The organism is Bradyrhizobium mercantei (assembly GCF_001982635.1).
Lineage (GTDB): Bacteria > Pseudomonadota > Alphaproteobacteria > Rhizobiales > Xanthobacteraceae > Bradyrhizobium > Bradyrhizobium mercantei.
In genome coordinates, this window is record NZ_MKFI01000001.1 from 635295 (window position 1) to 659933 (window position 24639).

Annotated in this window: 25 protein-coding genes and 1 pseudogene; 6 read left to right on the top strand and 20 right to left on the bottom strand. The window is 62.2% G+C overall.

Annotated elements, in window-relative coordinates; all coding sequences use genetic code 11:
• Window positions 1-364 precede the first annotated feature (364 nt).
• The 7 genes from BI327_RS03120 to BI327_RS03150 form a co-directional block, all read right to left on the bottom strand.
• The gene (locus tag BI327_RS03120; protein WP_076858307.1) at window positions 365-880 is read right to left on the bottom strand and encodes a GNAT family N-acetyltransferase; all 516 of its coding nucleotides are present in this window, start codon (window positions 878-880) and stop codon (window positions 365-367) included.
• A gap of 846 nt (window positions 881-1726) precedes the next feature.
• A complete protein-coding gene (locus tag BI327_RS03125; RefSeq protein ID WP_076858308.1) occupies window positions 1727-2128 on the bottom strand; it encodes a hypothetical protein in 402 nt (133 codons plus the stop codon).
• A 22-nt stretch (window positions 2129-2150) separates the two neighbouring features.
• Complete coding sequence (locus tag BI327_RS03130; protein ID WP_076858309.1) at window positions 2151-2345, bottom strand: hypothetical protein; 195 nt, start codon at window positions 2343-2345, stop codon at window positions 2151-2153.
• Between the two features lie 318 nt (window positions 2346-2663).
• Window positions 2664-3482 carry an SDR family NAD(P)-dependent oxidoreductase gene (locus BI327_RS03135; protein ID WP_076858310.1) on the bottom strand — a complete coding sequence of 273 codons (819 nt, stop codon included), beginning with the start codon at window positions 3480-3482 and terminating at the stop codon, window positions 2664-2666.
• 61 nt (window positions 3483-3543) lie between these two features.
• Window positions 3544-4791 carry an MFS transporter gene (locus BI327_RS03140; RefSeq protein WP_076858311.1) on the bottom strand — a complete coding sequence of 416 codons (1248 nt, stop codon included), beginning with the start codon at window positions 4789-4791 and terminating at the stop codon, window positions 3544-3546.
• Window positions 4769-5452 (bottom strand): alpha/beta hydrolase family protein, encoded by a 684-nt coding sequence (locus tag BI327_RS03145; protein ID WP_076858312.1) that lies wholly within the window; start codon window positions 5450-5452, stop codon window positions 4769-4771. Before BI327_RS03145 ends, BI327_RS03140 begins: the two co-directional genes overlap by 23 nt.
• The gene (locus BI327_RS03150; RefSeq protein ID WP_076858313.1) at window positions 5449-5733 is read right to left on the bottom strand and encodes an FAD-dependent monooxygenase; all 285 of its coding nucleotides are present in this window, start codon (window positions 5731-5733) and stop codon (window positions 5449-5451) included. Before BI327_RS03150 ends, BI327_RS03145 begins: the two co-directional genes overlap by 4 nt.
• Before the next feature lie 54 nt (window positions 5734-5787).
• Here BI327_RS03150 and BI327_RS03155 point away from each other — a divergent pair.
• Window positions 5788-6710, top strand: a pseudogene (locus BI327_RS03155) (LysR family transcriptional regulator).
• Window positions 6711-6797: 87 nt separating this feature from the next.
• On the opposite strand, the gene BI327_RS03160 reads toward BI327_RS03155, so the two are convergent.
• On the bottom strand, window positions 6798-7589 hold the full coding sequence (locus BI327_RS03160; protein ID WP_076859145.1) for an IclR family transcriptional regulator: 792 nt from the start codon (window positions 7587-7589) through the stop codon (window positions 6798-6800).
• A 94-nt stretch (window positions 7590-7683) separates the two neighbouring features.
• Between BI327_RS03160 and BI327_RS03165 the strand changes: the two genes are divergently transcribed.
• From BI327_RS03165 to BI327_RS03185, 5 genes are all read left to right on the top strand, one after another.
• Window positions 7684-8778 (top strand): D-2-hydroxyacid dehydrogenase, encoded by a 1095-nt coding sequence (locus BI327_RS03165; RefSeq protein ID WP_083741898.1) that lies wholly within the window; start codon window positions 7684-7686, stop codon window positions 8776-8778.
• Window positions 8779-8792: 14 nt separating this feature from the next.
• A complete protein-coding gene (locus BI327_RS03170) occupies window positions 8793-9980 on the top strand; it encodes a M24 family metallopeptidase (RefSeq protein ID WP_159450400.1) in 1188 nt (395 codons plus the stop codon).
• A gap of 98 nt (window positions 9981-10078) precedes the next feature.
• On the top strand, window positions 10079-11251 hold the full coding sequence (locus BI327_RS03175; RefSeq protein WP_076858316.1) for a cytochrome P450: 1173 nt from the start codon (window positions 10079-10081) through the stop codon (window positions 11249-11251).
• Between the two features lie 57 nt (window positions 11252-11308).
• On the top strand, window positions 11309-12661 hold the full coding sequence (locus tag BI327_RS03180) for an MFS transporter (protein ID WP_076858317.1): 1353 nt from the start codon (window positions 11309-11311) through the stop codon (window positions 12659-12661).
• A gap of 30 nt (window positions 12662-12691) precedes the next feature.
• Window positions 12692-13654, top strand: a complete 963-nt coding sequence (locus BI327_RS03185) for an amidohydrolase family protein (RefSeq protein ID WP_076858318.1) — start codon at window positions 12692-12694, stop codon at window positions 13652-13654.
• Here BI327_RS03185 and BI327_RS03190 read toward each other — a convergent pair.
• From BI327_RS03190 to BI327_RS03245, 12 genes are all read right to left on the bottom strand, one after another.
• Window positions 13645-14658, bottom strand: a complete 1014-nt coding sequence (locus BI327_RS03190) for a branched-chain amino acid ABC transporter permease (protein WP_076858319.1) — start codon at window positions 14656-14658, stop codon at window positions 13645-13647. The two genes, BI327_RS03185 and BI327_RS03190, sit on opposite strands and share 10 nt — an antisense overlap.
• A gap of 2 nt (window positions 14659-14660) precedes the next feature.
• Window positions 14661-15527, bottom strand: a complete 867-nt coding sequence (locus BI327_RS03195; RefSeq protein ID WP_076858320.1) for a branched-chain amino acid ABC transporter permease — start codon at window positions 15525-15527, stop codon at window positions 14661-14663.
• Window positions 15528-15529: 2 nt separating this feature from the next.
• The gene (locus BI327_RS03200) at window positions 15530-16237 is read right to left on the bottom strand and encodes an ABC transporter ATP-binding protein (RefSeq protein WP_076858321.1); all 708 of its coding nucleotides are present in this window, start codon (window positions 16235-16237) and stop codon (window positions 15530-15532) included.
• Window positions 16230-16958 (bottom strand): ABC transporter ATP-binding protein, encoded by a 729-nt coding sequence (locus BI327_RS03205; protein WP_076858322.1) that lies wholly within the window; start codon window positions 16956-16958, stop codon window positions 16230-16232. Before BI327_RS03205 ends, BI327_RS03200 begins: the two co-directional genes overlap by 8 nt.
• 34 nt (window positions 16959-16992) lie before the next feature.
• Window positions 16993-18306 carry an ABC transporter substrate-binding protein gene (locus tag BI327_RS03210; protein WP_076858323.1) on the bottom strand — a complete coding sequence of 438 codons (1314 nt, stop codon included), beginning with the start codon at window positions 18304-18306 and terminating at the stop codon, window positions 16993-16995.
• Window positions 18307-18353: 47 nt separating this feature from the next.
• On the bottom strand, window positions 18354-19295 hold the full coding sequence (locus BI327_RS03215; protein WP_076858324.1) for a BKACE family enzyme: 942 nt from the start codon (window positions 19293-19295) through the stop codon (window positions 18354-18356).
• 4 nt (window positions 19296-19299) lie between these two features.
• Window positions 19300-20211 (bottom strand): 3-hydroxyacyl-CoA dehydrogenase family protein, encoded by a 912-nt coding sequence (locus BI327_RS03220; protein WP_076858325.1) that lies wholly within the window; start codon window positions 20209-20211, stop codon window positions 19300-19302.
• 3 nt (window positions 20212-20214) lie between these two features.
• Window positions 20215-21015, bottom strand: a complete 801-nt coding sequence (locus tag BI327_RS03225; RefSeq protein ID WP_076858326.1) for an SDR family NAD(P)-dependent oxidoreductase — start codon at window positions 21013-21015, stop codon at window positions 20215-20217.
• The gene (locus BI327_RS03230) at window positions 21012-21362 is read right to left on the bottom strand and encodes a cupin domain-containing protein (RefSeq protein WP_076858327.1); all 351 of its coding nucleotides are present in this window, start codon (window positions 21360-21362) and stop codon (window positions 21012-21014) included. The genes BI327_RS03225 and BI327_RS03230 overlap by 4 nt, the downstream gene beginning before the upstream one ends.
• 36 nt (window positions 21363-21398) lie before the next feature.
• Window positions 21399-22253: a cyclase family protein gene (locus tag BI327_RS03235; RefSeq protein WP_076858328.1), complete on the bottom strand. Its 855-nt coding sequence runs from the start codon at window positions 22251-22253 to the stop codon at window positions 21399-21401.
• Between the two features lie 409 nt (window positions 22254-22662).
• Window positions 22663-23454, bottom strand: a complete 792-nt coding sequence (locus BI327_RS03240; RefSeq protein WP_076858329.1) for a GntR family transcriptional regulator — start codon at window positions 23452-23454, stop codon at window positions 22663-22665.
• Window positions 23455-23489: 35 nt separating this feature from the next.
• Window positions 23490-24614 carry a mandelate racemase/muconate lactonizing enzyme family protein gene (locus BI327_RS03245; protein ID WP_076858330.1) on the bottom strand — a complete coding sequence of 375 codons (1125 nt, stop codon included), beginning with the start codon at window positions 24612-24614 and terminating at the stop codon, window positions 23490-23492.
• Window positions 24615-24639 lie beyond the last annotated feature (25 nt).

Sequence of the window (24639 nt, forward strand, 5' to 3'; positions counted from 1 at the left end):
TCAAATTGATGTTGCGGCAATCATGCGCGCGCTAGGGAAGGTGTCATTCCAGGAAATGGCCGGCCATCACCCATTCTTCTTCCAACGGACGTTCGTTTGACGGCGAGCTTCGCGGTAGTTGACGTGCGCGGCGCAGCCCGATCTGTCGTCTGCAACCGGTCTGGCACGCATCACCTTATGATGGAAATTCATTGATTAGCGTGACACCGGCGCCAATACAACCTGGAAGCGATAAATCCGATGCCACTCGGATACGCGCGCCGAGGATTTTATTCTCCTGGATATCCCGCCATGGCGCGGCCCTGGTCTGGCAGCGGCTGCAGCAGTCGTCGAGCGTGCTGGTCAAATAACCGATTGACCGACGTCAGCCGTGACTGACCAGATGTTTCGCCATCAGGATGTCGTCGTAGTAGCGGCCGTCGATCTTCAGCGCATGCGTCTCCAGCCCGTACGCGACGAAGCCCATGCTTTCGTAGAGCCGGACGGCCGGCTCGTTGCCCTTCACTACGGCGAGTTGCACCAGCTCGACCGATTGCGCGGCGAGCTCGAGCGCGGCTTCGACCAGACGGCGGCCGATGCCTGCGCGCCGCGCCTGCTGCCGCACATACATCCCGACCAGCATGCCCCTGTGCTGCCGCTTCGGCCCTTCCGCCGCGAAGAAGCCGACGATGCCGGCGAGTTCACCATCCCAAAACGCGCCGAGGATCACCGCCCCATGCGCGAGCCGCTCCGCAAACGATTCGACCGGGTGCACGCTCTCCGTCTCATACGCACTGCCGAACGCCTCGGGACTGAGCCGCAGCGCCTCGAGACGGATGTCGCGATAGAGCGCGGCGTCGGCCGCCAGCAGGCGGCGGACTTCGATGGATGGCGTGGTCATTCCGTGTCCTGTCCGCGTTGCGGCGGCATGGCCGTCCGATCGGCACATCGATCGCGAGACTAGACTATTCCGGGGATGATTGGAGCGGGTGAAGCGCTCCGACGCAAATATTACTTTAAATTTTTCTTTGTAATTTCAATTACTTAAGCTGATTGGTCGATTTTCTTGTTGGACGCTTTGTTGGACGTTTTATTGGACACTTCTTCGCGGCAACTTGGCTCATGTGCCGCTCGAAATTCGTTTCTGCCCTTACGGAAACCCATGAAGTATTGGTGGTAACGCCTGTATGAGCAAAACGGCGCTTCCGCCCAACACGCTGGCTCCCACGACGAGCAAGGACAGGACTCGCTCCCGAAGTATCTCGTTGCTCGCGACGTCGTTCGAACTTTGCATCCGTGCACCCGCGTTTTTCGTGCGACGAAGGCGTCATAGACTGAGTCGGGGGATCGGCAAGCGGCGAAATTTGTCAGAAAATTAACCCGTGATTCACCGACTCGGGCACCGTGCTGCTAGCCGGACCACTGGAGCCGCTATGCGTAGTCAATAGCTCGCTCATTGTCTCCGTTATTCCGAATACAACACCGTGGAAGGCAGGAAGGCTACGGTCTGGTTCGTTCCCCACAACAGCCGGCCTGCTCGCCTTTGTCGGTCTCTGACGAATTGGACTAGCGTGAAGGCGAAAGAAGGCGGGTCACCGCGGATATCTTCGTTCTTCACCTGCGAACCGAACGCCGAAGCGGGCGGTGTCCATCCGAAAAGCGATGCCACCTGGCGACGATCGAATGTGCGACAGAGCGCTTCCGCGCCTCGGCTTCCTTGGGACGCTCTGAAGCACTCGACAGAGTCTCACCTGCCGGAAGTACGTTGCCTGGCGGCGCGCCTTTGCTCACGGCGTTTGCGACCGCGCCGGCTCCTCTGGAATGGGAATTGCAGCGGCTCGGTTGACGAAATGGACTGGTTGAGCGTGGTCTCTGCATTTGCCTCGTCTGCGGCGCCAGGGCGTGCTTCCATGAGTTCCAACACAGCGCGCCCTTTATCGGTGATCCGCCACCCACCGTTCATGCGCACGATTAGACCCTGAGAAAAGATATCCAGATCTGGCAAGCGAGAAGCTAGGCGTTTGGTGCGATCGGCCCAGTCGCGGCCGCTTGTGGCTAGGATCGCCATGTCGCGCTTGAGATCGGCCATCACGGCGAAGCCGCCGGGATAGCTCACCAAAATCTTGAGGACGGTGACCTGAAAATTCACCTAGGTCTCGCGCACACTACCGTCACATGGTCGGAGCGTCGGATAGAGCTGCTCGCCCAGCCTGCTTGAGCCCGTCTAGCGAGGTCTCGCCTCTGGTGGCCGCTTCCAGAATTTTAGAGGCCACATGGGTGCGGGCGCCCGTCTTATGACGGGCAACGTTCTCACACACCTCGTCGAGGACCGCGCGCAATAGCGCGGTGGTAGCGGCATCAAACATGGGACACTCCCAAAGGAAAAGCTTGTTTTAAAGCAATCGTCTCGGCGTCGAATTCAAGAGGATTAATGATAGTCGGAAAATACCGACGACTTTACATCGCCGGCGGCCTTTTGCAACGACTAGGCCGGACCCGTGGCGAGAGACAATGGCCCCGCGCCGTCGGGCGGAAAATTGGGAGGGGCCTAGCCGTAGCCCAGTGTGACGACGCATCCATTCAAGACGCCAAAGCTCTCGCGCTTGCACTCCGCAGGTACGACGCCGCCTCTGCCGCCGCGGCGAAGGCGTTGGGCTGGATACGTCGGGCACGTGATCCTGGACCTATGAGGGTCCTATCAGGCATGCTCCGCCATCGACTCGAACCTGCGTACCGGTAATATAGCTGGAAGCCGCCGATGCAAGAAAAAGTGCCACGCCACAGATTTCTTCCGTCTCGGCAACGCGACCCAGCAACGAATTGCGCGCGAACAGAGCCTTCACTGCCGGATTCTGCATTGCACCGTCTCCGATGTTGGTGACGAAATTCGCCGGCGCAATGGCGTTAACCAGGATGTTGTGCGGTGCAAGCTCGATCGCAAGTTGCCGGATCATATGAGCCATCCCGGCTTTGCTCGCATGATAGGCCGTCGAGACGAATGGAGCATTCAAGATGGCAGCAGCCGACGAGGTCGCTATGATCCGCCCTCCCTTCCCGCGGGCTTTCATGACGCGTGCCGCGGCCGCGCAGGTATTGCGCGCACCGGTCAGATTGATCGCGATGACGTCGTTCCATTCGGCGTCAGCAGACCCGTCAATCGTCCCTTCGTGATTGACTCCGCGCTCGCCATTCGGAGCCGCAAAGCCGGGTCCGCCGCCGATGCCTGCATTGACAAATACGACATCAATGCCGTTCCGATGGTGATCGATCGCATCGAACACCCGCTCGACAGCCCCGCGATCGACCACATCCAGGCGTTCGGCGGCTGCGTCGTCTCCCAAAAGTGGAAGTGCCTTTTCCAACGCATTGGAGTTCACGTCCGCGATCGTCACGCGTGCACCGTTCTCGGCCAGCGCCCTTGCGATCGCCAGGCCTATGCCCGAGGCGCCGCCGGTCACCACGATCGACCGTCCGCCCACGTCGAATAAGTCATGGATTTTCATGTCTTGGTTCCGTGTAGCATCTACGAGACGGCGTTCCGCCGATCCTGACCGACGGCAGCGGTCAGGCCGTGGACGTCGCCTCCAAAGGCTTGGCTTGCCCAACGATGCGTGGTGCGGTTTCGTCGAGAAGGAGAGCCAATCCGCTGGCAATGATGGATGCTCCGGCCGCGATCCAGAGTGGGGTCGAGGCGCCCAGCGCATCCGCCGCCACGCCGGCGAGACCAGGCCCCCCAAAACCGCCAGCGACCTCACCAACGCCCATGATGAAACCGAGCGCGGTTGCCACATGGGCCGATGGGATCGTCTCCGAAGGCACAGTCGCCATGAACAACGCACTGGCGCCGACTGACAGGAAGCCGACGGCCATCAGCGCGTACAGGACAGGCAACGGGCCGCCGAACATCACCGCTGCGACCGGCGCAATCACGCCGACCAACGAGAAGAGTGCAAGTATGGGGCGCCTGCCAAAGCGGTCAGACAACGCCGGCACCATAATCGCGGAGACCGCCGATGAAACACCGGTCGCGGCCATCGCAACACTCATCTCACTGGGCGTCAGACCGTGAGACTGGACCAGATAGATCGGCAGGAAGGTCATTTGGATCAACATCCACGCGACCATGAGGCAACTGATCATCGCGCAGATCCAGATATTGCGGTAACTCAACAGCTTTTTCAGGCCGATAGATTGGCCGACAACTCCTGTATGCCGCATGCCGGCTGCGCTTCGTGGTTCTCGCACCAACAGCATAATGAGAATGGCAATGATGAATCCCGGAACTCCGGCTAGGAAAAAAGCATTCCGCCACCCGTAAGCGGAACCGATCGCGACAAGAGCGAGCGGAGCAATAAAGCCGTTCAGAATCGACGTCACGAAATTTTGGATGACGCCCATGTTGAATCCCCGCCGATGTTCGGATGATTCGGCCACCATGATCGATTGAGCGATCGGAAGGACGGGTCCTTCAGCGATCCCCATGATCATGCGCGCGCCCAGGAGCACCAGGAACGATTGCGCCAAGCCGGAAATCACCGAGCAGGCAGAAAACACAAGGATTGCGGCTACCAGCAAGGACTTCCTGTTGCCGAGATAGTCGGACAGCGCCCCGACCACATAGCCGGAGATTGCCCAGGTTAATCCGAGAGCCGCCGCCAATGCGCCAAGTTGGGTATTGCTGAGTTGCAGTTCAGGAACGACGAACGGAGCGAGAAAATTGAGCGCCAGCCTGTCGAAGAAAACGAAGCCAAATGCCAGCCCCAACAGGACCATCACCGAATTTTCGTAACTAAAAATGCGCGATTTGAGCATTTCGTTTCTCCCGGTGGCATAATCGAGCTGCCGGCGCGAGCGCCTCAGCAAACCAGTCCGCCGCCAGTGCGTTGCGCTCGGCGGAGTGGTTGTAGATTGTGTGCTCGCCGTCAGAGCACGTCTGAACGCGCGACAGCGAGTAGCGATTGCCGACAAGAAAGCCGCGCTGCGTGCCGAGCGGTACCAGCGGGTCCGCACCATCCTCAAGTACGAGGGTGGGGCAAGCGAGCGGCGCGCGTTTGCCATCGAATGCAAGCGCAGTGCGACTCTTCGTGAGCGCCGCGGGCTCCGACGTCCCGAACATCGCGGCAAACTGTTCTTGGGCCGTGCGGAACGGTGGCAGCTCCGTCAGCACCGGCCCGCCATTGACGCAGCACGCCTCAATGCGATGATCGCGCGTCGCCGTGAGCGCGGCGAGCAGGCCGCCATAGCTGTTTCCCCAGAGTCCCATGCGCTGACCAGGCGTACGCTCCTGGATGCAATTGACGAAGCGGCTGAACCCGGATGTCACATCGGCATCAGCGAAAAATGCGCCTTCCAGTCGGCTCTCGCCTTGCCCGGGACCGTCCACCAGCAAACAGTCAAGTCCGCGCCGGCATAGGGCCTCCGCCATCGAACGATAGGCGGTTGACCACCCACTCATGCCGCCGAACACGATCACACTTCCTTTGCCCTCGTCGGCGAGGACTCCCGCAGTGCCTCGTTGATGTCGCAAGCAAAGCTGAGCAGCCGCGCTGTCTCGCCATCGATATGGGTCAGCCGAGGCCGGCCATGGAGCGTCTGCCAGCGCTCGATCATCACAACTTGGAGTCCAAGTTGGCCAAGCAGCGATGCCGCCGTAAGGTCAGTCGGGCCATAGCCGATAACGGCGACATCGAACTCCGTCCGCGCCACCATATCCTCCCTTTGTTTGGCGGAGACCCTAGTGATATTGATTGTCATTAGTACAATTGATTGTTTGGATGGATCATATCCAGCTCATGGATGATAGGCGGCATGCGCTTTAATGGTCTCGATCTGAATCTCCTGGTCGCATTCGATGCCCTCTGGACCGAGCGCAATCTCTCGGCAGCAGCGCGCAGCATCAATCTCAGCCAACCGGCGATGAGCGCGGCCGTGCAACGGTTGCGCACTTTTTTCGGGGACGATCTCTTCGTCATTTTTGGGCGCGAGCTAGTTCCGACGCCGCTCGCTGAATCCTTGGCCGCACCGACGCGCGACGCGCTGCTGCATATTCAATTGTCGATCACGACACGCGATGCCTTCGGTCCCACAAAGTCCGACCGCCAGTTTCGGGTCGTCTTGTCCGATTTCATGACCGTCGTCTTCTTCAGGAGGATCGTGGAGCGGGTGGCGCGGGAGCTCCCCAAGTCACCTTCGAACTGTTGCAGTTCGACGATCTGCCGGACGAGCCGATCCGGCGCGGCGAGATCGATTTGCTGGTCTTTCCCGAGATATGTTCATGTCGCCCGCTCACTCAAAGGAGATACTGTTTGACGAGCGTCTGCTCTGCGTCGGGTGCCGGTCGAACCGGCAATTGTCCGGCAAGCTGACCTCCAAGAAATATATGTCGATGGGACATGTCATGGCGCAATTCGGCCGGACTCGAAACCTTCGATCGAGCCGTGGCTTCTGCTCGAGCACGGCATCAAGCGCCGGATCGAGGTCGCCGTGCAGAACTTCAGCATGATCCCGCACCTAGTGCTCGGAACCGAGCGCATCGCGACGATGCACAGACGTTTGGCGCAGCATTTCGCCAAGACAATGCCGATTCGCATCGTCGAACTGCCGATGGCGCTCCCCCCTTCACCGAGGCGATCCAGTGGCCGGCGCTTCACAACAGCGACCCCGCCAGCATGTGGCTGCGCGAGATCGTGCTAGAAGAGGCGAACCGCATGCGAACTCCGCGCGGCGCCTGAGAGAGCCGTCCGAGTCTCAATATGACGGCATTTGGTCAACGCTAACTGATCCGGGCCGATCTTTGCACGAAAACACGACGTTCGGCTTCAGCGATGACCCTTCGTTTCCGCCAGCTTCAATAGCTGGGTCCTCGTTTTCAGCAGTTGCCTTGTAATATTGACTTCCTCGTCGACAAATCTCGCGGTCGGCACCGGAACTGAGATCGCATGAGGATTGCCCAAATGGTCCTTTACGGCCACTCCGGCGGCGCAAATACCAAGTGTGTGCTCCTCCCGATCGAGTGCGAACCCTTGCGCCCGGACTTCGGACAGTTCGGACAACAGGTCATTCAAGTTCGTGATTGTAGTGGGGGTACGCCGTTCGAAGGAGCGGCCCAAGAGACCTTCGATCTCGCTGTTCTCCAGCGTTGCTAGATACGCTTTTCCATTGGCCGTGCAATACAATGGGAACGATTCACCTATCGCCGAAACGGTGCGCAGTCTCTGGGGGCCGACGATCTGATCGATGAAGATAGCACGGTCCTTGCGTATCGCTGCGAGGTCTACGGTTTCCTGCAAATCACCGGAAAGTTTGATGAGCTGCGGACGAGCTATTTCCGCAAACTGTGGACCGGAGGTGCGCGCAGCCCGCAGAATCGCCGGGCCGAGAACTACTCGTCCCGCCGCCCCAGCCACGAAAAGCAAACCCTCGGCCACTAGCGCGTTGACAATCCGCTGGACAGTCGAACGTGCCAAGTCCACCCGAGTCGCAATCTGCCCGAGACTAAGGCCCGTCCCCTCTTCCTCGACCACGCGCAGGATTGCGGCCGCGCGGGAAATCACCTGGATCTGGTTCTTCTCGGCGGTGGGGATGCGGCGTGGGACGACGTTCTTCTTCATGATGCTTTCGTAACTGGATCGGGCGCGAAAGAGAAGCGCCGCAGACCTTGCGAAGATATTCACGATATGATACACATATACCGCAATCCGGTACATGAGATGCATCAAGGCGCCGAAGAGCGCCCCTTGGAGTAAATGTGGGGAGGGTCAAAGATGGCTTACTGCCAGATCCTTTGCGTTCAAATCGTCGCTGATCGGTCACGCTGCTCGTGCGATGCGGGCTGGCGCTTGCGCAGGTGACCTGATGCCCGAAATCCTAATCCTCGAGCGAGAAGCCGACACCTATGCGACCCGGCTGCGCCAGGAGTTTCATGGCCATCACATTCATGCGGCGACGTCGGAGGACGAGGCCCTGGCGGTTTGCGGGAACGCCGAGATCCTGATCGCCCTTGCGCACGAGGTCTCGCAGAAGCTCATCCATGACATGCCGCGATTGCACTGGATTGCGGCGCTAACCACCGGCACTGATCACCTCGATACCCTAGAGGATCTGCCGGCGGGGCTGATCGTCACCTCCGGGCGCGGCATCCATGGTCCGCAAATGGCTGAGCTCGCCTTCATGTACATGATCGCATTGTCGCGGAATCTGCGCGGCATCTTGGCGAACCAGGCGCATCAGGCATGGGAACGGCGGCCGCAACGGCTCCTGCTGGGCAAATCGGCGGTGCTGGTCGGCGTTGGCGCCATCAGCGAGGATGTCGCCCTGCGATGCAAGGCGTTCGGGATGGAGACGCTCGGCGTCAGCGACTCCCGAAGTGAGGCCCGCGGGTTCGATCGCATCGTCCCGCGCGCACGCCTCCACGAGGCGGCTGCCGAGGCGGACTTTTTGATCGTCCTGGTGCCCTACTCGTCCCGGACCCACCACATGATCGACGACGCGGTGCTCTCGGCCATGAAGCAGAGCGCGATCCTCATCAACATCGCCCGCGGCAATGTCGTCGATGAGACTGCGCTAATACGTCTTCTCCAGCACGGAAAGATCGCCGGCGCGGGGCTCGACGTCTATGCGGAAGAGCCGCCGCGGCCCGACAATCCCCTATGGAGCATGGACAACGTCATCATGACTCCGCGCATCGGCGGAATGAGCGATATCTACGCGCAGCAGGCGCTGCCGCTGCTGGTCGACAACATGCGCGCCTATCTCGAGGGCCGCATCGACGACATACAAAACATCGTCCGCAGGCCATGAGGGAGAAGATCGCGGTGACACCCGAAGCGAGACTCTTGACCCGCATCGGCGACGAGGAGCTGGAACGGCGCTGGTCGCTGGCCCGCGATGTGATGCGGACCCGCGGCTGGGACGCGTTGGTCCTCCAGAACACCAATGACTGGCTCGGAGGATACGTCAAATGGTTCACGGATATTCCAGCCACCAACGGTTATCCGCGCACCATCGTCTTCCCGGCATCGGGCCGGATGACCGTCGTGGAAATGGGACCGTTCGACCATCGGCGCGACCTGCAAGGCGGTGACCCCCTGCACCGCGGCGTCGGCCGCCTCGTCACCACGCCCTCCTTTCCCTCGATCAGCTATACGACCGCCTACGACGCCAAGATAGCCGTCGAGAGCCTTGCCGGCTGTCGCACGATCGCCTGGATTAACCCCGGCGCACTGCCCCATGGTTTCGTCTCGCACATCGAGAAGGCGCTCGGGCCCGGCGTCGCCTTCGTCGACGGCACCGAGGAGATCGACCGGATCAAGGCAGTGAAGAGCCCGGCGGAAACCGCGCTGATCCGCCAGGCCGCTTCGTTGCAGGATTCCGTGTTCGAGAAGGTACTCGGCTTCATCCGACCGGGGCTGCGCGACATCGACGTCACGGCTTACGCGCAGGACCAGGCGCTCGTGCTCGGCAGTGAGCAGGGCATCTTCCTCGGCGCGTCTGCTCCGGTCGGCATTCGCTCGCCATTCATGCCGCGCTGGGCGCAAGGACGCACGCTCGCGGCCGGCGATCATCTGTCGTTGCTGATCGAAGTGAATGGCCCCGGCGGCTTCTACACCGAGATCGCGCGTTCTATCGTGCTCGGCCGTGCATCCAACGAACTCAAGGCCGCCTTCCAATCGGTCAAGGAAGCGCAGGACTACTCGCTCTCCCTGATCCGCCCGGGCGCGAAGCCTGCGGAAGTTCATGCTGCCCACAACAGATGGATGCAAGAACGTGGATTGCCGCCCGAGACGCGGCTGTACGCACACGGCCAGGGCTACGACATGGTCGAACGCCCGCTGATCAGGCAGGACGAAACCATGCCGCTCGCCGAGAACATGTGCCTCGCCGTGCATCCCGGGTACGAGACGGAACAGCTGTTCGCCGTGATCTGCGACAACTACCTGGTGGAAGCCAACGGCGTCAGCGCGTGCCTGCATCGCACCGAAAAGCGGATCTTCGAGATCTGACGTCGACAATACGACTCGCGGTCAACGCGAGCGAAGAACCGACCGGAAACGGCATCGCCGATGCCGGTTCCTGAAGCTGGAAATGCAAGGAGGACATCATGGCACGGGCTCCCTCTTCGTCGCTTGAGCTCTTCACCACCGAGGCGCTGCTCGACCCGTTCCCGATCTATCGGCAATTGCGCGATCTAGGGCCGGTGGTGTGGCTCGACGCCTACGACATGTTCGTGCTTCCACGCTACGCCGAGGTCCGTGGCGCGCTCGAGAACTGGCAAGTGTTCTCGTCGGCCGGCGGCGTCACCATGAACGACGAGATGAACGAGAAGCTCAAGGGCGGATTGCTCTGCAGCGATCCGCCGACCCACGACGTCTTACGCAAAGTGATCGAGCGGCCCCTGACGCCAAAGGCACTGTCGTCGCTGCGCGAGCGCGTGACCGCGGAAGCGGAGACGATCGTGGAACGGCTCGTCGCCAAGGGCACTTTCGACGTCGCGACCGAACTGGCGCCGCACCTCCCCGTCTCGATCGTCTCCGAACTCGTCGGCCTGCCTGAAGAGGGGCGCGAACGGATGCTCGATTGGGCGCCGGCGAATTTTGATTGCTTCGGGCCGATCAACGCGCGGACCAATGCGGCATTTCCCGTCGTCGCCGAGATGGTCCACTACGCCTTCACCCAGTGCGTTCCGGGCAAGCTCAAGCCGGGCGGATGGGCGCAGATGATCTGGGATGCCGCCGACCGCGGCGAGATTGATCCTGCGATCTGCCCGTTCCTGATGAACGACTATATGGGCCCGTCGCTGGACACGACGATCTTCGCGACCATCAGCGCGATCTGGCTGTTCGCGCGGCATCCGCAGGAATGGGACGTCGTCCACGAAAATCCGGCGCTGCTGCCGCAGGCGATCAACGAGGCGATCCGGATTGAAAGCCCGATCCAGGCCTTTTCGCGCTACGTCGCCGAGGATCATGAGATTGACGGCGTGGTCCTGCCCGAGGGGTCGCGCGCGATCCTGCTGTTCGGCTCGGCCAACCGTGACGAACGCCGCTGGGAGGATCCCGACCATTTCCAGGTGAACCGGCGCGGCACCAACGAGCATCTCGGCTTCGGCTTTGGCGAGCATCAATGCGTCGGCAATAATCTCGCGCGCATGGAAATCCGCGCCCTGCTCGCCGCGCTGACCAAACGCGTCAAGCGGTTCGAGCTCAGGGAGATGGAGCGCAGCGTCAACAACGTGCTGCGCGGCATCAAGAAGTGCGTGGTCTCGGTGCATTGACACCGGCCCATGGCGTACAGCTGCACCAAATAGTGAAGTAGCTCGGGGGAGGAATCCATGAATGCGCGTGCCACAGACGTCGGTGTCCTGATCGACGAATCCCGCTTTAGCCCGCTCCAGATCCGCGTCGTCGCCCTGTGCGGGCTGGCGTCGATCCTGGACGGCGTCGACACGCAGTCGATCGGCATCGCCGCGCCGGAGCTTGCAAAGGTCCTGTCGCTCACACCGGCCGGACTTGCACCGATTTTCGCGGCAGGTCTGCTCGGCGCACTGACGGGGGCGCTGGGATTAGGCACGCTCGCCGACCGCGTTGGCCGAAAGCAGATGCTGATCCTCTCGACCGTGCTGTTCGGCCTGTTCAGCCTGCTCACCGTGTTCGTGACCTCGTTCGAGGCGCTGCTGGCGCTGCGGTTCTGCGCCGGCCTCGGTCTCGGCGGCGCAGCGCCCTGCTTCACGGCGCTGGCGGCCGAGTATACGCCGGCACGGAAACGACCGCTCGTCATCGCACTGATGTGGGCGTCCTTTCCCCTCGGTGGAATGACCGGCGCCTTTGTGGGATCTGCGCTGCTCAAGGCCTATGGCTGGACCTCGATCTTCTACGTCGGCGGCATCCTGCCGATGATCCTTGCCGTCATCCTCGCGCTCGCCGTCCCGGAATCGCTGCGGTTCCTCGCGCTGCGCGGCAAGACCCAACCGAAGGTCCGCGCAATCGCAGCCCAGATCAAGGGAAGCGCGGTCGACCCGCAGGAGCAGTTCACCGCCATCGATCACACCCATGGCCATTCAGGCGTGCGCAGCTTGTTCACGGACGGCCGCCTGACGACAACGCTGCTGCTGTGGGTGATCTTCTGCATCGCCTTCACCATTCTCGTCTTCATCCCGCTCTGGGTGCCGACGCTGCTGGTGAAGCCGAACGGGCTGCAGCCCTCACAGGCGTTCGCGGTCGTCGCCTTGAACAATGGCGGCGCGGTGGTCGGCATGCTCCTGTGTGGGGCACTGCTCGCCAGGATCGGGCCGTTCAAGCTGTTGACCAGCGCCTTCGTGCTGGCCACGGTGTTCACCGCTGCAGTCGGCCAGATGCCTGATTATCCCGGCCTGACGATCGCATCGGCATTCCTCAGCGGCCTGTTCCTCGGCTGTGGCGGCGTCGGCGTGATCGCACTGGCGACCGCGTTCTATCCGACGCTGATCCGCTCCACCGGGCTGGGCTGGGGATTGGCGATGGCCCGCGGCGGCCAGGTCTGCGGACCGCTGGTGACCGGCTGGATGCTGCGCAATGGTCTCGGCGCAAGCGAGGTCTTCCTGGTGCTCGGCCTGATGCCGATCATCGCCGCGATCGCCGTGCTGTTGCTGACCCGCGAGAAAAACCAGATCGCCGTGACCCCCGTTCTCAACACGGCCGGGCACTAATCGGCAACCAACTCGATTTCGGAGGCACTGATGCGAAAGATCGCCCTCGAGGAGCACTTCATGGCTCCCCAATTCATCCCCTATTTCAAGAGCACGTCCGCGAATATCAGTCCCGACCTGTTCGACAAGGCGCTGGGCGCGCTCGCGGACTTCGGCGAGCGACGGCTCGCGGCGATGGATGCCAGCGAGGTCTCGCATGCGATCCTCTCCCTTGCCGGCCCCGGAGTTCAGATCGAGCGAGACACTGCGACCGCGGTCCGCCTTGCGCGCGAAGCCAACGACTTCCTGGCCGAACAGGTCCGGCGCAATCCCGCGCGCTATGGCGGCTTCGCCCACCTCGCCCTGCAGGATCCGGCCGAGGCCGCCACCGAACTGACGCGATGCGTCCGCGATCTCGGCTTTGTCGGCGCCATGGTCAACGGCCAGACCAATGGCATCTACCTCGACGATTCCCGCTACTTCGGACTGTGGGAACGGGCGCAAGAACTCAACGCACCGATCTACATCCATCCGGGCAATCCCGTCGACAAGCCGGCGATGTATGAGGACCATCCGGAGCTCTGGGGCCCGGTGTGGAGCTGGGGCGTCGAGACCGCCAATCATGCGCTGCGCCTGGTGTTCTCCGGACTGTTCGACCGCTTTCCGAAAGCGACTTTGATCCTTGGCCACATGGGCGAGGCCCTGCCCTTTCAGTTATGGCGTCTGGACAGCCGTTGGGAGATTTCAAACCGCGGCGACAAGCGCCTTGCGCTGGCGCCGTCCGAATACTTCAAGCGGAATGTCACGGTGACGACATCGGGCGTTTGCTCGGTTGAGCCCCTGCTCTGCGCGCTCAGCGCCCTCGGCAGCGACCGCGTGCTGTTCTCGGTCGACTATCCCTTCGAGCGATCCGATATCGCCGCTGCTTTCATCGAGACCGCACCGATCCCGGATGATGTGCGCCGCCTGGTCTGTCACGGCAACGCCGAGATACTGTTCCACCTTCAGCGCTGAGGGGACTTCCCGACGAAAAACCCCAGGGGCAGAAGCTGCACGCCCCAGCGCGAGCGGACGAAGCCCCAGATGCCGCGGGGCTCGACCAGCATCACCGCGATCGCGACCGCGCCCAGGATGATCAGGTACACCGGACCGAGCGTCGCCAGCGTCTCGCGCAGGAAGACGTAGATCAGCGCGCCCAGGATCGGCCCTTCGAATGTGCCGATCCCGCCGATCACGACCATGAAGATGATCAGGGCGGTCCAGTCGTTGACGCTGAAGCCGGCATCCGGCGAGATGCGCAGCCGCTGCAGGAAGATCAGCCCGCCGACCATTGCGGTCGCCGATGCCGCTGCGACGTAGACCACGAGCTTGATGCGGTCGACATTGACACCGTTGCTGCGCGCGGCGACCTCATTGTCACGGATTGCGGTCAGCGCCAGGCCGATGCGCGAGCGCAGCACCAGGAAGATCATTACCAGAATCGCGAGCAGCAACGCCAAGGCGATCAGGTAGGTCATGACGAAGCGGTCGTGCGGCGTGCGTCCCAGCGTCTGCGCCACCCTGACCGGGAGGCTCATGCCGGAGCCGCCGCCAAGCGGCACGATCAGGATCGCGGTCAGGCGAAAGACTTCCGCAAGCACCCAGGACCCGATCGTGAAATACGCTCCCCGCAGCCGGAACAGCAGTTTTGCCGACGGCACCGACAGCAACGCCGCCACGATCCCCAACAAAGGGATCGTGTAGAGCACCGGCATGTTGGCCTTTGCGGCCAAAGCGAACAGAACGTAGCCGCCGAGGCCGACATAGGCCTGCTGCCCTACCGAGACCAGGCCCGCATAGCCCGCCAGGAAATTCCAGAGGCAGGCGAGTGCGACATAGAGAAAGACATCCGTCGCCAGCCGTAGCGTGTCGTTTGAGGCCCAGAGCGCCCCACTCGCGAGCACCGCTGCGAGCGCGACCGCGCCGATGGATGAGACCAGCGTGAGCGTGGATGATCGTGTGACGTGAAAGCCGGACATGCTCAGTTCGCCGCACCAAAGAGACCGTTGGGCCGTACCGCCAGGACGACGAGAAATGCGATATGTCCGGCGAGGATTTGCCAGCCCGGATCGAAGGACGACGCCACCGACTGCACCACGCCGAGGAAGATGCCACCGGCCAGCGTGCCCCAGAAATTCGTCAAGCCTCCGATGATTACCGCCTCAAAACCGAAGATCAGTCGCGTCGGCCCGGTCGCCGGGTCAAAATTGGCGCGGATCGCCAGCAGCACGCCGGCGAGCGCCACGATCATGCAGGAGAGCGCCATCGCCAGCCCGAAGACATGCTTGTTGTTGAGGCCCATCAGTTGCGCGACCTTGGGATCATCGGACACCGCGCGAAAGGCACGCCCGATCGCGGTGCGATAGAGCAAGAGTTGAAGTCCGAAGATCACCAGGACCGCCAGCACAAGTTGCAGCAGCGGCAACACGCCGATGCTGATCGCATCGGTCAAGGTCACGCTGGCGACTTCGATGCTCCCCGCCTGCAAGCGCCTGTTGTCGGCGGAGAAACTCATCAACAGCGCGTTCTGGATGATCACGGAAAGCCCAAAGGACACCAGCAACGGCGGCAACACGTCAGCACCCATGGTGCGGTTGAACAGCCCGCGCTGCAGCGCGTAACCCACCAGCGCCATGACGGGCACCACGACCACCAGCGATACCAGCGGGTTCAGCCCCAGCGATTGCGTGGCGACAAGCGCGACATAGGCGGAGAGCACGATGAGATCGCCGTGGGCGATGTTGACGAGGCGCATGACACCGAAGATCAGCGCGAGCCCCACGGCGAACATCGAATAGAGGCCGCCGATCATCACCCCCTGCACCAGCGCGTTCGCCAGATGCTCCATGGTCACACTCCGAAATAGGCCGCCGCAATCGCCTCGCGCGACAGCGACCGCGCCGGCCCCTGAAGCGCAATGCGGCCCTCCAGCATGCAGTAGACGTGATCGGCGATCTTCAGCGCCTGCTGGATGTCCTGCTCGACGATGACGGCGGACACGCCGCCGGCGACGATGCGCTTGATGTAGAGGTAGATCTCCTTGACGACGACCGGCGCGAGGCCAAGGCTCAGTTCGTCGCACAGCAGCAGTTTCGGATTCGACATCAGCGCCCGCCCGATCGCGACCATCTGCTGCTGGCCGCCGGACAATAGCCGCGCCGGCCGGTTGCGGAAGTCGCGCAGGATCGGAAACAGCTGGTAGATTTTCGCCAACGTCCATTCACCGGGGCGCTTGACCTCGGCGCCGATCAGCAGGTTCTCCTCGACGCTGAGCGAGGTGAACAATCGCCGTCCCTCCGGCACGATGGTGAGCCCACGCCGGACGATCCTGTACGGCGCCTCGCCGCCGATATCCGTGCCGCAAAAGCGGATCGCGGAAGGCGGCGCCGGATTGAGCCCAACGATGGAATTGAGCAGCGTGCTCTTGCCGGCGCCGTTGGCGCCGATGATGGCGACGATCTGGCCGGCCGACACCTCGATGTCGACGCCATACAGGGCCTGGAAGTCGCCATAGAAGGTTTTCAGCGCGTTGACGCGCAGCAGCTGCGCTTCAGGCATCGGTGTCGATCCCCATATAGATCTCCGCCACCTTCGGCTCGCGAATGACGTCGGCGGGAGCACCGTCGGCGATGAACTTGCCCTGGTAGAGCACCAGCGCCCGGCCCACGACCGACATCAGGGCATGCAGCACATGTTCGATCCAGACAATGGTCACCCCCGTGCCGTGGACGCGGCGGATCAGCGCCACCAGTTCGTCGCACTCATGCTGGGTCAGACCTCCTGCGATCTCGTCCAGCAGCAGAATTTTTGGTTTGGTCGCGAGCGCTCGCGCCAGCTCCAGCCGCTTGCGGTTGAGCAGCGTGAGACGGCCCGCATGGACGTTGGCAAGATCGGCAAGTCCGCAGTCTTCAAGAATTTCAAGGCATCCAGCCTGGGACTCGGCGATGCTCTTGCCCGCACCGAAGCAGGCGGCGACCATCAAATTCTCGAACACGGTCATGTCGCCGAACGGTTGCGGCACCTGATAGGCGCGGGCAATTCCGAGCCGACAGCGCTGCTCCGGCCGCAGCGCCGTGATATCGCGCCCCCGGAACTCCACGGCGCCTGCGTCGAGCGACAATGTCCCCGTCACCAGCCCGAGGATCGTGGTCTTGCCGGCGCCGTTCGGCCCGAGAATGCCGACGGCCTCGTTCTCGCTGATGTCGAGGTCGATACCGTCGGCGATGCGGATCGCTCCGAACGATTTCGACACATTGCGGAGCGACAGCGCGATGGTCATCAATCGACCTTTCCACGCGAGAGGCCGGCGCGGTTCAATAGGCGATCGGCTCGAACTTCTTCACCGTCTTGATATCTGGATAGGCCGAGTTGTTGACGATCTTGATCTCGTACTTGAACTTGTCGCCCCTGACCCACTGGCCGCCGACCAGCGGCGTCGTGGAGACGTTCTTGACCGGCCCCTTCTTCCAGCTCACCGGGCCGACGATCGACTGATAATCGGTCGCCGCGATCGCATCCAGGATCGACTTGGGATCCTCGACCTGCTTCGTGCGCTTGAGGACATCGAGCGCAACTTCGAGCACCGCGTGCTTGAAGCCGATCGGCTGCACCCACTGCTTCCCCGTCGCCTTGGTAAAGGCGTCGCATAGTTCGGAGGCCGATTGGCCGGTCAGGCCCGACTTGAACGGATGATCCGGCGACCACCACTCCTCCGACGACAGGCCCGCGCCGCGCTCGCCGAGCGCTTCGACCGAGGCCGGGAACAGCAGCGCCTTGGCGGCCGTCACCGCCTTCGGCCGATATCCCTGCTGGCCGCACTGCGCCCAGAAGGTCGCGAAGTCCGGCGGCAGGAACACGCCGGTCACGATCTCCGCCTGCGCGGATTTGAGTTTGGCGATCCGGGCGCTGAAATCGTTCGAGAGTGGCGTGAACAGGCCGGTGTCCACGACCTTGAATCCCGCCTTCGCAAAGGCGGGCGGGAGCCCCTTGTTGGGATCGCTCAGCGCAACGCCGTCGGGATCGTTCGACCACAGCGTGCCCACGACCTTGTTGGTCTCGATCGAATTCCACAGACCGGTGAAGGTCTGAACCACCTGGCTGCCGCCCCAGAAGAAATGATAGGTCCAGTCAAAGCCCTTCGCAGGCTCGCCGCCGCGACCGAAGAAATAGGCCTCCCACGGCGTATCCGTGGTGATGCAGGGCACACCGTTGAGCTCGCACTGATCGGCGACGGGATTGACGGTGTCCGACGTGCTCGAGGCGAGCATCAGGTTCACTTTGTCCTTGGTGATCAGCTCCGCCGCGACTTCGGCCGCCCGACTCGGATTGGACTGACTGTCGCGCACCAGAATCTCGATCGGATACTTGATGCCGCCGATCGAGATCCCACCGCCGATCACCTTTCGGATCTCGCTAACCACGAAATCGTCGGCTGAGCCGAATGCGGCGATCGGGCCCGTTTGCGGGCTCACGAATCCGATCCTGATCGGCTTGGCCGCCATGGCGCGTCCGGTGAAGGCCGGTGCCGCGAGCACGGCCAGACCCGCAACGGCGACGCCGCGCATGGTCTCGCGCCTGGTCAGGGAAGCCACCCTGGCGTCCAGTCCCTTGCGTCCTGAATCCATCATTGCCCTTCCTCCCATTCGTCGACGTCGTTGTGCGTCGTTGCTAGTTTCTAGAATCCAACGTTGTCGCCTCCCTTCAGCGCGAGCATCTGCCGCGCTTCGGCCGGCGTCGCAATGGTATGGCCGAGTTCCTCGACAAGGCGACGGATCTTGGCAACTTGCTCGGCGTTGGACGAGGCAAGCTGGCCACGGCTGATGTAGAGCGAATCTTCCAGGCCGACCCGTACATTGCCACCCAGCATCGCCGCCTGTGTCGCGAACGGGATCTGCGCGCGTCCGGCCGCCAGCACCGACCAGTGATAGTCGTCACCGAACAGCCGGTCGGCCGTCTCCTTCATGAACATCAGATTGCGCATCTCAGCGCCGATGCCACCGAGGATGCCGAAGATGGTCTGGACGAAGAATGGCGGCTTGACGAGACCGCGATCGACGAAGTGGGCGAGATTATAGAGGTGACCGACGTCGTAGCATTCGTGCTCGAACCGCGTGCCGTGCTCCTCACCGAGCATATTCAAAATGCGTTCGATGTCGCGGAAGGTATTGCGGAAGATGAAGTCGTCCGTGCCGCGCAGATAAGGCTCTTCCCAATCGTACTTGAACGTCGGGTAGCGGTCGGCGAGCGGAAATATGCCGAAATTCATCGAGCCCATGTTGAGCGAGCACATTTCGGGCTTGGCGACCAGCGGTGCGGCCAGGCGTTGCTCGACTGTCATGCTGAGCGATCCGCCCGTCGTGACGTTGATCACCGCGTCGGTCGACTGCTTGATCCGCGACAGGAACTGCATAAACACGGCGGGATCCGGCGTTGGCCGGCCGTCCTTGGGGTCGCGAGCGTGCAGGTGCAGGATCGCAGCGCCCGCCTCGGCAGCTGCGATCGACTGGGCCGCGATGTCGGCCGGCGTGTAGGGCAACGCGTCGGACATGGTCGGGGTATGGATGCCGCCGGTGATCGCGCAGGTGATGATGACCCTGTCCGAACGCCGCTTTACCATTGCATCACTCCTTGGTCGACGTGCCGAAGGCCGATTTGAGATGGTTCGTCACTTTCGACCGCAGCGCCGCCTGCGCTTCAGGCGGCCACTCCAGAAATCCGCGCCCCGACTTGAAGCCAAGCCGACCTTCGTCGATCAACCGGTCGAGACAGTCCGACGGCTCGGTCGACCGGTCGAGAGACGGCAGAATGTAGCTGTGGATGGCACGCGTGAGATCGAGCCCAACCAGATCGGCATTCTCGATTGGTCCGAGCGCGGCAAGACGCGCGCCGAAGCTCGATTTGACGACGTCATCGACCGTCCGCGCATCGCACACTCCAGCGGCGACCAGTGCGATCGCCTCCCGCCACAGCGCGTGCTGAAGGCGGTTGCCGATGAAGCCCGGAACGTCCTTCTTGACTTCGACGGGAGACTTTCCAACCCGGCGCAGCAACTCCATCGTCGCGGTGATGACGGCGTCCGAGGCCTGGTCGGTGCGAACCACTTCGACGAGCGGAACGAGATAGGGCGGATTCCACCAATGCGTCCCGATCGCCCGCGACTTGTCGGCCACACGGGACATGATCTGCCCGATGGGGATGACGGATGTGTTCGATGCAAGGATCGCGTCCGGCCTGGTCGCGCGCTCGACATCGGCAAAAATCCGCTGCTTCAACTCTAGATCTTCCGGCACCGCCTCGACGACGAGATCAGCATCCGCGACACAGGGCCCGAGTGTGTTGAGGACCTCGATTCTAGACAAAGCGGCCTGGTCGAGACCGAGCCCATCCAGCGAGGCCTCGATGCGCGGGAGAATCCGTTCACGCACCTCGCGTATGGGGTCGGTAACGCGAACATGATGACCGGCGCAGGCGAACACCTGCGCGATCCCGTGCCCCATCAGGCCGCCACCGAGAATCGCGATGCGCTCCTTCATGGCTCAACCCGCTGTATAGCCGCCATCTGCGTACAGGATGTGGCCGGTGTAGAAGTCGGACGCTTTGGATGCCAGAAACAGGAGCGGCCCCGAGAGATCTGCAGGCTCGCCGAGACGCCCTTTCGGTACGCGCGCGAGGAATCCCGCGCGTGTCGTCGTCGCGCGCTCGTCGTCGCCGAACATCCACGCGGTGAGCGGCGAGCGGAAAACAGTCGGTGCGATCGCGTTGACCGTGATTCCGGTCGGGCCCCATTCGCATCCGAGCGCCCGGGTGATGCCGTCGACGGCGGATTTCGAGGCGCAGTAGGCGGTGTATCCGGCGGGATGGCCGAGCAGGCCGCGCGCAGACGACATCAGGATGACCTTACCGCCCTCACCCTGCGCCAGCATCTGGCGGCCGGCCGCGCGCGACATCAGCCAGCTCTGCGTGACGTTCGCATCCATCACGTCGAGAAAGCGCTCGGGCGCCATCTCGACGATCTTGGCCACATCGTTCTTGCCGGATGCCACCACGAGGATGTCGACACGGCCGAACCGTTCAACGGCCTTGGCGACAATGGCATCGCAAGCCGCTTCGGAATTGGGCCGCCCCGCGATTTCCTCGACCTCGGCACCTCGCTGCCGGCACGCGGCGGCGACCACGGCTAATTCCTTGGCCTTGCCCGCCGTCAGCACCAGCCTGGCGCCGGCAGACGCCAGCGTCTCCGCCGCGACCGCACCGAATGCGCCCGAGGCACCGGTGATGATGGCGACTTTGCCCGCGACCGAAAACAGCGCGAGAGGATCAGTCGGCGCACCTGTCATGGCTTCACTCCCGCAGGATAGGGAATCACGACCAGCATCTTGCAAATGTCGTTCTCGCGGTTGACGATCTCGCGCACCTCGCCCGGCGCGATCGTGCAGGAGTCCATCGGACCCAGCACCGTCTCCCGGCCATCGACAACGATCGTCATGCGGCCTTCGAGGACGACATAGACCTTCTCGAACGGCGTGGAATCGGGCCCCGCCCCGCCGCCCGGCAGAAATTGCGAATAGCCGACCCATTGATTGGCGGGACCGCCGGCCTCGAATCCCTGTAAACGCAAGCCGACGACGCCGCGATGGTTTGGTGCCTCATAGGGCTTGGCGTCCGCGAAGCGCTTCACGTGCATGCACGTCCTCCCGCGTCCTGATGTTGATGCGGCCGCTTATGCGCCGGGACCGAAGCTTGCGCCGTCCTCGATCCGGTACTTCTGCGACTTGTCGATCATCGCGACGAGACGAATGATGCAGCCGTCGCCGCGGTCCCAGTTCCAGGGGAAGAACGCGAAGGTGACGCGCTTTCCGGTCACCGCGTCGAGATCGCCGCCGACGTTTTCGATGCCCAGGATGCCGTTGGTGAAGAGCTTGCGGTGCACAGGCTCCCACTCGGGATGATCTTCCTTCCAGTCGCGCCCGCCCGACCACTTCTTGTATTCGTCCGCCAGATGCGGGTGCAGCGGGCCGTTGCGGTGCGGGCCGATCGCGGTGGCAAGCGGATGATCATTGGCCTGGGTATCGTGACCGACGACCTTCACTTTCTTCTCGACGAACCAGTCGCCGGCGGACGGAACGAAGCCCGGGCACTTGCAGAAATACTCCTCGCTGTCGCGGTACTTGTGGTGCCAGCCGGTGTTGACGATCACGACGTCGTTCGGCCGCACGGCCTTGCCGGCTGCCTTTTCGAGATCGTCGTAGGTGATCGGCTCCCAATAGTTCTTTGGGATCGAAACGACGATTCCCGTGCCGAAGAAATGCGGCAGCGGCACCTCGTCAATGAACGGCGTGTCCTCGACGACATGCGCGGGGGCGTCGATGTGAGTGGTGTTGTGCATGCTGGTCGTGATGCGCTGGGACAGCACACCCGACTTCGCCATGTAGTGGATGCGCTCGATCTTGACGTCTTCGAAATACGGCCAATTCGGCGACTGGAAGCCGAAGCGATGGGACAGGTTGTAGAATTCCAGCCCCATTGGGTTGTCGAGATTGGCCTGAAACTCGATACCTCGGACGTTAATCGACATGCGTTGCCCACCTTCACCGAACGACGGCTCGTTCCGAACCCTCTTGTATCGAACTACAATACGGCTGTACCGTATTACGGTCAACATGAATCGAGCGGTGTCGGCACGCAAAGTGCCGCTCATCTATCGCCCACCATTTCGAAGATGAGTCCGCCCCTCTAAGGCGGCGCCAGCTCTACGCGCGATAGTCTCCAGCGGTCGTCCTTCGTCCGCGGACGGGAAATCGCGTCGAACGATGAAGCCAGCTTTATCGAACTGATCGATGTCGGGCCGGGCAACGTCGGCAACCGAGATGGGTTGGCCGAACCAGGCAATGTGTGCCGCAGGACGCCGCAGGGGCGAGCCCAGCTTCCGCAACGGCGAACTTGTCTGCTCGTCTAACCCGAAGATAGAAACAGAATGAAACTAGCTAAGTTTTCAGATCGACGGAGAAGTCGAGACGGACAAGGTCGCCGCGGAAGAAAAGATGGCCGAAATAGATAATCGTGCCGGCACCGTTGCGGATGATGCGGCGCAGCTCGGCTATCGGTGCGGCTTCATGAATACCTAAGTTTCGGGCGAGATCGAGGTCAGCTTCGCCGATCGTCAAGGTCTGCTGGATCTGTCCGAGATCTGCATGGCGCGCCGCCAAGCGCTCCAGGATTGGTCGTTTTCGTTTGGTTGCCTTGGCGTCGAGCCCAGCATAGATCGCACTATCGATCAGAATCTCGGTCATGGCGATCGGTCGGGGAAAATCAGAATGATGGTGGAGATGAACGACGCGATGATAACTGTCGCTTTGCCTCCCTTCCGTGGCGGTGACGGGTAACCGACTTCCCCATGGTCCGCTCTCGAGTTCCGTCACCGTGATCGAAGACGAGTGGGTTTCGAGCTCGGCCAAATTGAGGGCCAAGGTAAACCAGCGGCGATCTAATGGCTTGGCCGTCACTGAGCTGCCGCGCCTGTCGCGATGGCGCACGATCAGCCCCTCGTCGGCTAGAAGGTCAAGCGCATGCCGGACGGTGACACGGCCAACCTTGAACTCTTCAACGAGCGCGTCGAGTGCAGGTAGGCGATCCCCCGGTTGCCATTCTCCGGTTGATATGCGCCGCCGCAGTACCGAAGCCACTCGACGATACGTCGAGATGCCGAGCCGCTGCTTGCGCTCCCGCAACCGCCGCGACTGGCCCCGCTTTGTCGACGGTTTGGACGCCCTCTTCAAATAATTGCTCCCGTCCGCCTCTACGTTTCACGCAATCATATAACTTCAAACCTTTCGAAAACATCCTCCCGGATGAGTTCTCCGAGCCCGGGCTCCGCTCCAAGATGCAACTTGCCGTCCTCGACTGTCGGGGGGTGGCGAAGAAGCATGTCGAATAGCGGATTGGGCAAGGAGTCCATTTCCAGCCAGGACATCCCATCGATTGCGGCGCTGAGATTCGCACTGGCATAGAGGCCAACGGGCCCCCCATACATGTGCAGGCAGGCGCGTCGACCGGCTGCGAGGATATCGCGACATATCTCCTGCCCTTCGCTGATGCCCCCCGTCTTGGTGATATCGGGTTGCACAACCTCCGGCCTGATGACGTCAAGAAGCCGCCGAAACCCTGCAAGTCGGTACGAGTTTTCGCCAAGCGCTATCGGTGGCCTGACATTCTGGGCGCACCAGGCAACATAGGATTTCTCGTCATCGACCAGGAATGGTTCCTCCAGCCACTCCAGCGCAAGCTCGTCGAGAGCTCCGACGAGCGGACGCAATGTTTCAAGCTGAAGGGATTGTGTCGCGTCTGCCATCATCGGCCGTGCGCCGACGACCGAACGGGCCTCCCGCAGCCGATCAAGAAATAGCGTGTCGTTCCCTGCAACGCGGAATTTGAAGCGTGTGTGCCCCTTCGATGCCATCTCCTCGACCGCGGCGAGACGTTGGATCGGGAGATTCGTCGCATAGACATCCACGCGTCGCGACGAGGGCCGCCCCCGGATGAAATCGGCCAGAGGGCAGCCGGCACGCCGGGCCATCGCATCCCATAGCGCAATGTCTGCCCCGCAGAGCGCTTGTTGGAAAGGACCGGGAGCTCCGAGCTGGTTGGCGAGAGCGCGCATCGTCTGAGCAAGCCCACGATAAAGTCTTGCCGGATCGTCCAGCGCCTGGCCGATCAGAGCGGGGCGCACGACATTGGTCAGGATGTCAACCCGCTCACGGCATCCCCAGGGCGGAAAATTCCCCCAGGCTTCGCCGATACCCCAGCAACCATCGCTAGTCTCGACGCGGACCAGGAGGTTGTGACGCGTCGTTACCGTACCGAATGGCGCAACGATCGGTGTGTCAAGCGGAGCCGCAACCAAGGCCACGCGCAGCTTCTCGATCGTAGGGCCGCTCAACTGCCGCTCCGGACATGCAAGCGGC

Coding starts and splice junctions, on each gene's coding strand:
- BI327_RS03120 (WP_076858307.1), bottom strand. CDS start 880: ATGACCACGCCATCCATCGAAGTCCGCCGCCTGCTGGCGGCCGACGCC.
- BI327_RS03130 (WP_076858309.1), bottom strand. CDS start 2,345: ATGTTTGATGCCGCTACCACCGCGCTATTGCGCGCGGTCCTCGACGAG.
- BI327_RS03135 (WP_076858310.1), bottom strand. CDS start 3,482: ATGAAAATCCATGACTTATTCGACGTGGGCGGACGGTCGATCGTGGTG.
- BI327_RS03140 (WP_076858311.1), bottom strand. CDS start 4,791: ATGCTCAAATCGCGCATTTTTAGTTACGAAAATTCGGTGATGGTCCTG.
- BI327_RS03150 (WP_076858313.1), bottom strand. CDS start 5,733: ATGACAATCAATATCACTAGGGTCTCCGCCAAACAAAGGGAGGATATG.
- BI327_RS03160 (WP_076859145.1), bottom strand. CDS start 7,589: ATGAAGAAGAACGTCGTCCCACGCCGCATCCCCACCGCCGAGAAGAAC.
- BI327_RS03165 (WP_083741898.1), top strand. CDS start 7,684: ATGAGATGCATCAAGGCGCCGAAGAGCGCCCCTTGGAGTAAATGTGGG.
- BI327_RS03175 (WP_076858316.1), top strand. CDS start 10,079: ATGGCACGGGCTCCCTCTTCGTCGCTTGAGCTCTTCACCACCGAGGCG.
- BI327_RS03180 (WP_076858317.1), top strand. CDS start 11,309: ATGAATGCGCGTGCCACAGACGTCGGTGTCCTGATCGACGAATCCCGC.
- BI327_RS03185 (WP_076858318.1), top strand. CDS start 12,692: ATGCGAAAGATCGCCCTCGAGGAGCACTTCATGGCTCCCCAATTCATC.
- BI327_RS03190 (WP_076858319.1), bottom strand. CDS start 14,658: ATGTCCGGCTTTCACGTCACACGATCATCCACGCTCACGCTGGTCTCA.
- BI327_RS03195 (WP_076858320.1), bottom strand. CDS start 15,527: ATGGAGCATCTGGCGAACGCGCTGGTGCAGGGGGTGATGATCGGCGGC.
- BI327_RS03200 (WP_076858321.1), bottom strand. CDS start 16,237: ATGCCTGAAGCGCAGCTGCTGCGCGTCAACGCGCTGAAAACCTTCTAT.
- BI327_RS03205 (WP_076858322.1), bottom strand. CDS start 16,958: ATGACCATCGCGCTGTCGCTCCGCAATGTGTCGAAATCGTTCGGAGCG.
- BI327_RS03210 (WP_076858323.1), bottom strand. CDS start 18,306: ATGATGGATTCAGGACGCAAGGGACTGGACGCCAGGGTGGCTTCCCTG.
- BI327_RS03215 (WP_076858324.1), bottom strand. CDS start 19,295: ATGGTAAAGCGGCGTTCGGACAGGGTCATCATCACCTGCGCGATCACC.
- BI327_RS03220 (WP_076858325.1), bottom strand. CDS start 20,211: ATGAAGGAGCGCATCGCGATTCTCGGTGGCGGCCTGATGGGGCACGGG.
- BI327_RS03225 (WP_076858326.1), bottom strand. CDS start 21,015: ATGACAGGTGCGCCGACTGATCCTCTCGCGCTGTTTTCGGTCGCGGGC.
- BI327_RS03230 (WP_076858327.1), bottom strand. CDS start 21,362: ATGCACGTGAAGCGCTTCGCGGACGCCAAGCCCTATGAGGCACCAAAC.
- BI327_RS03235 (WP_076858328.1), bottom strand. CDS start 22,253: ATGTCGATTAACGTCCGAGGTATCGAGTTTCAGGCCAATCTCGACAAC.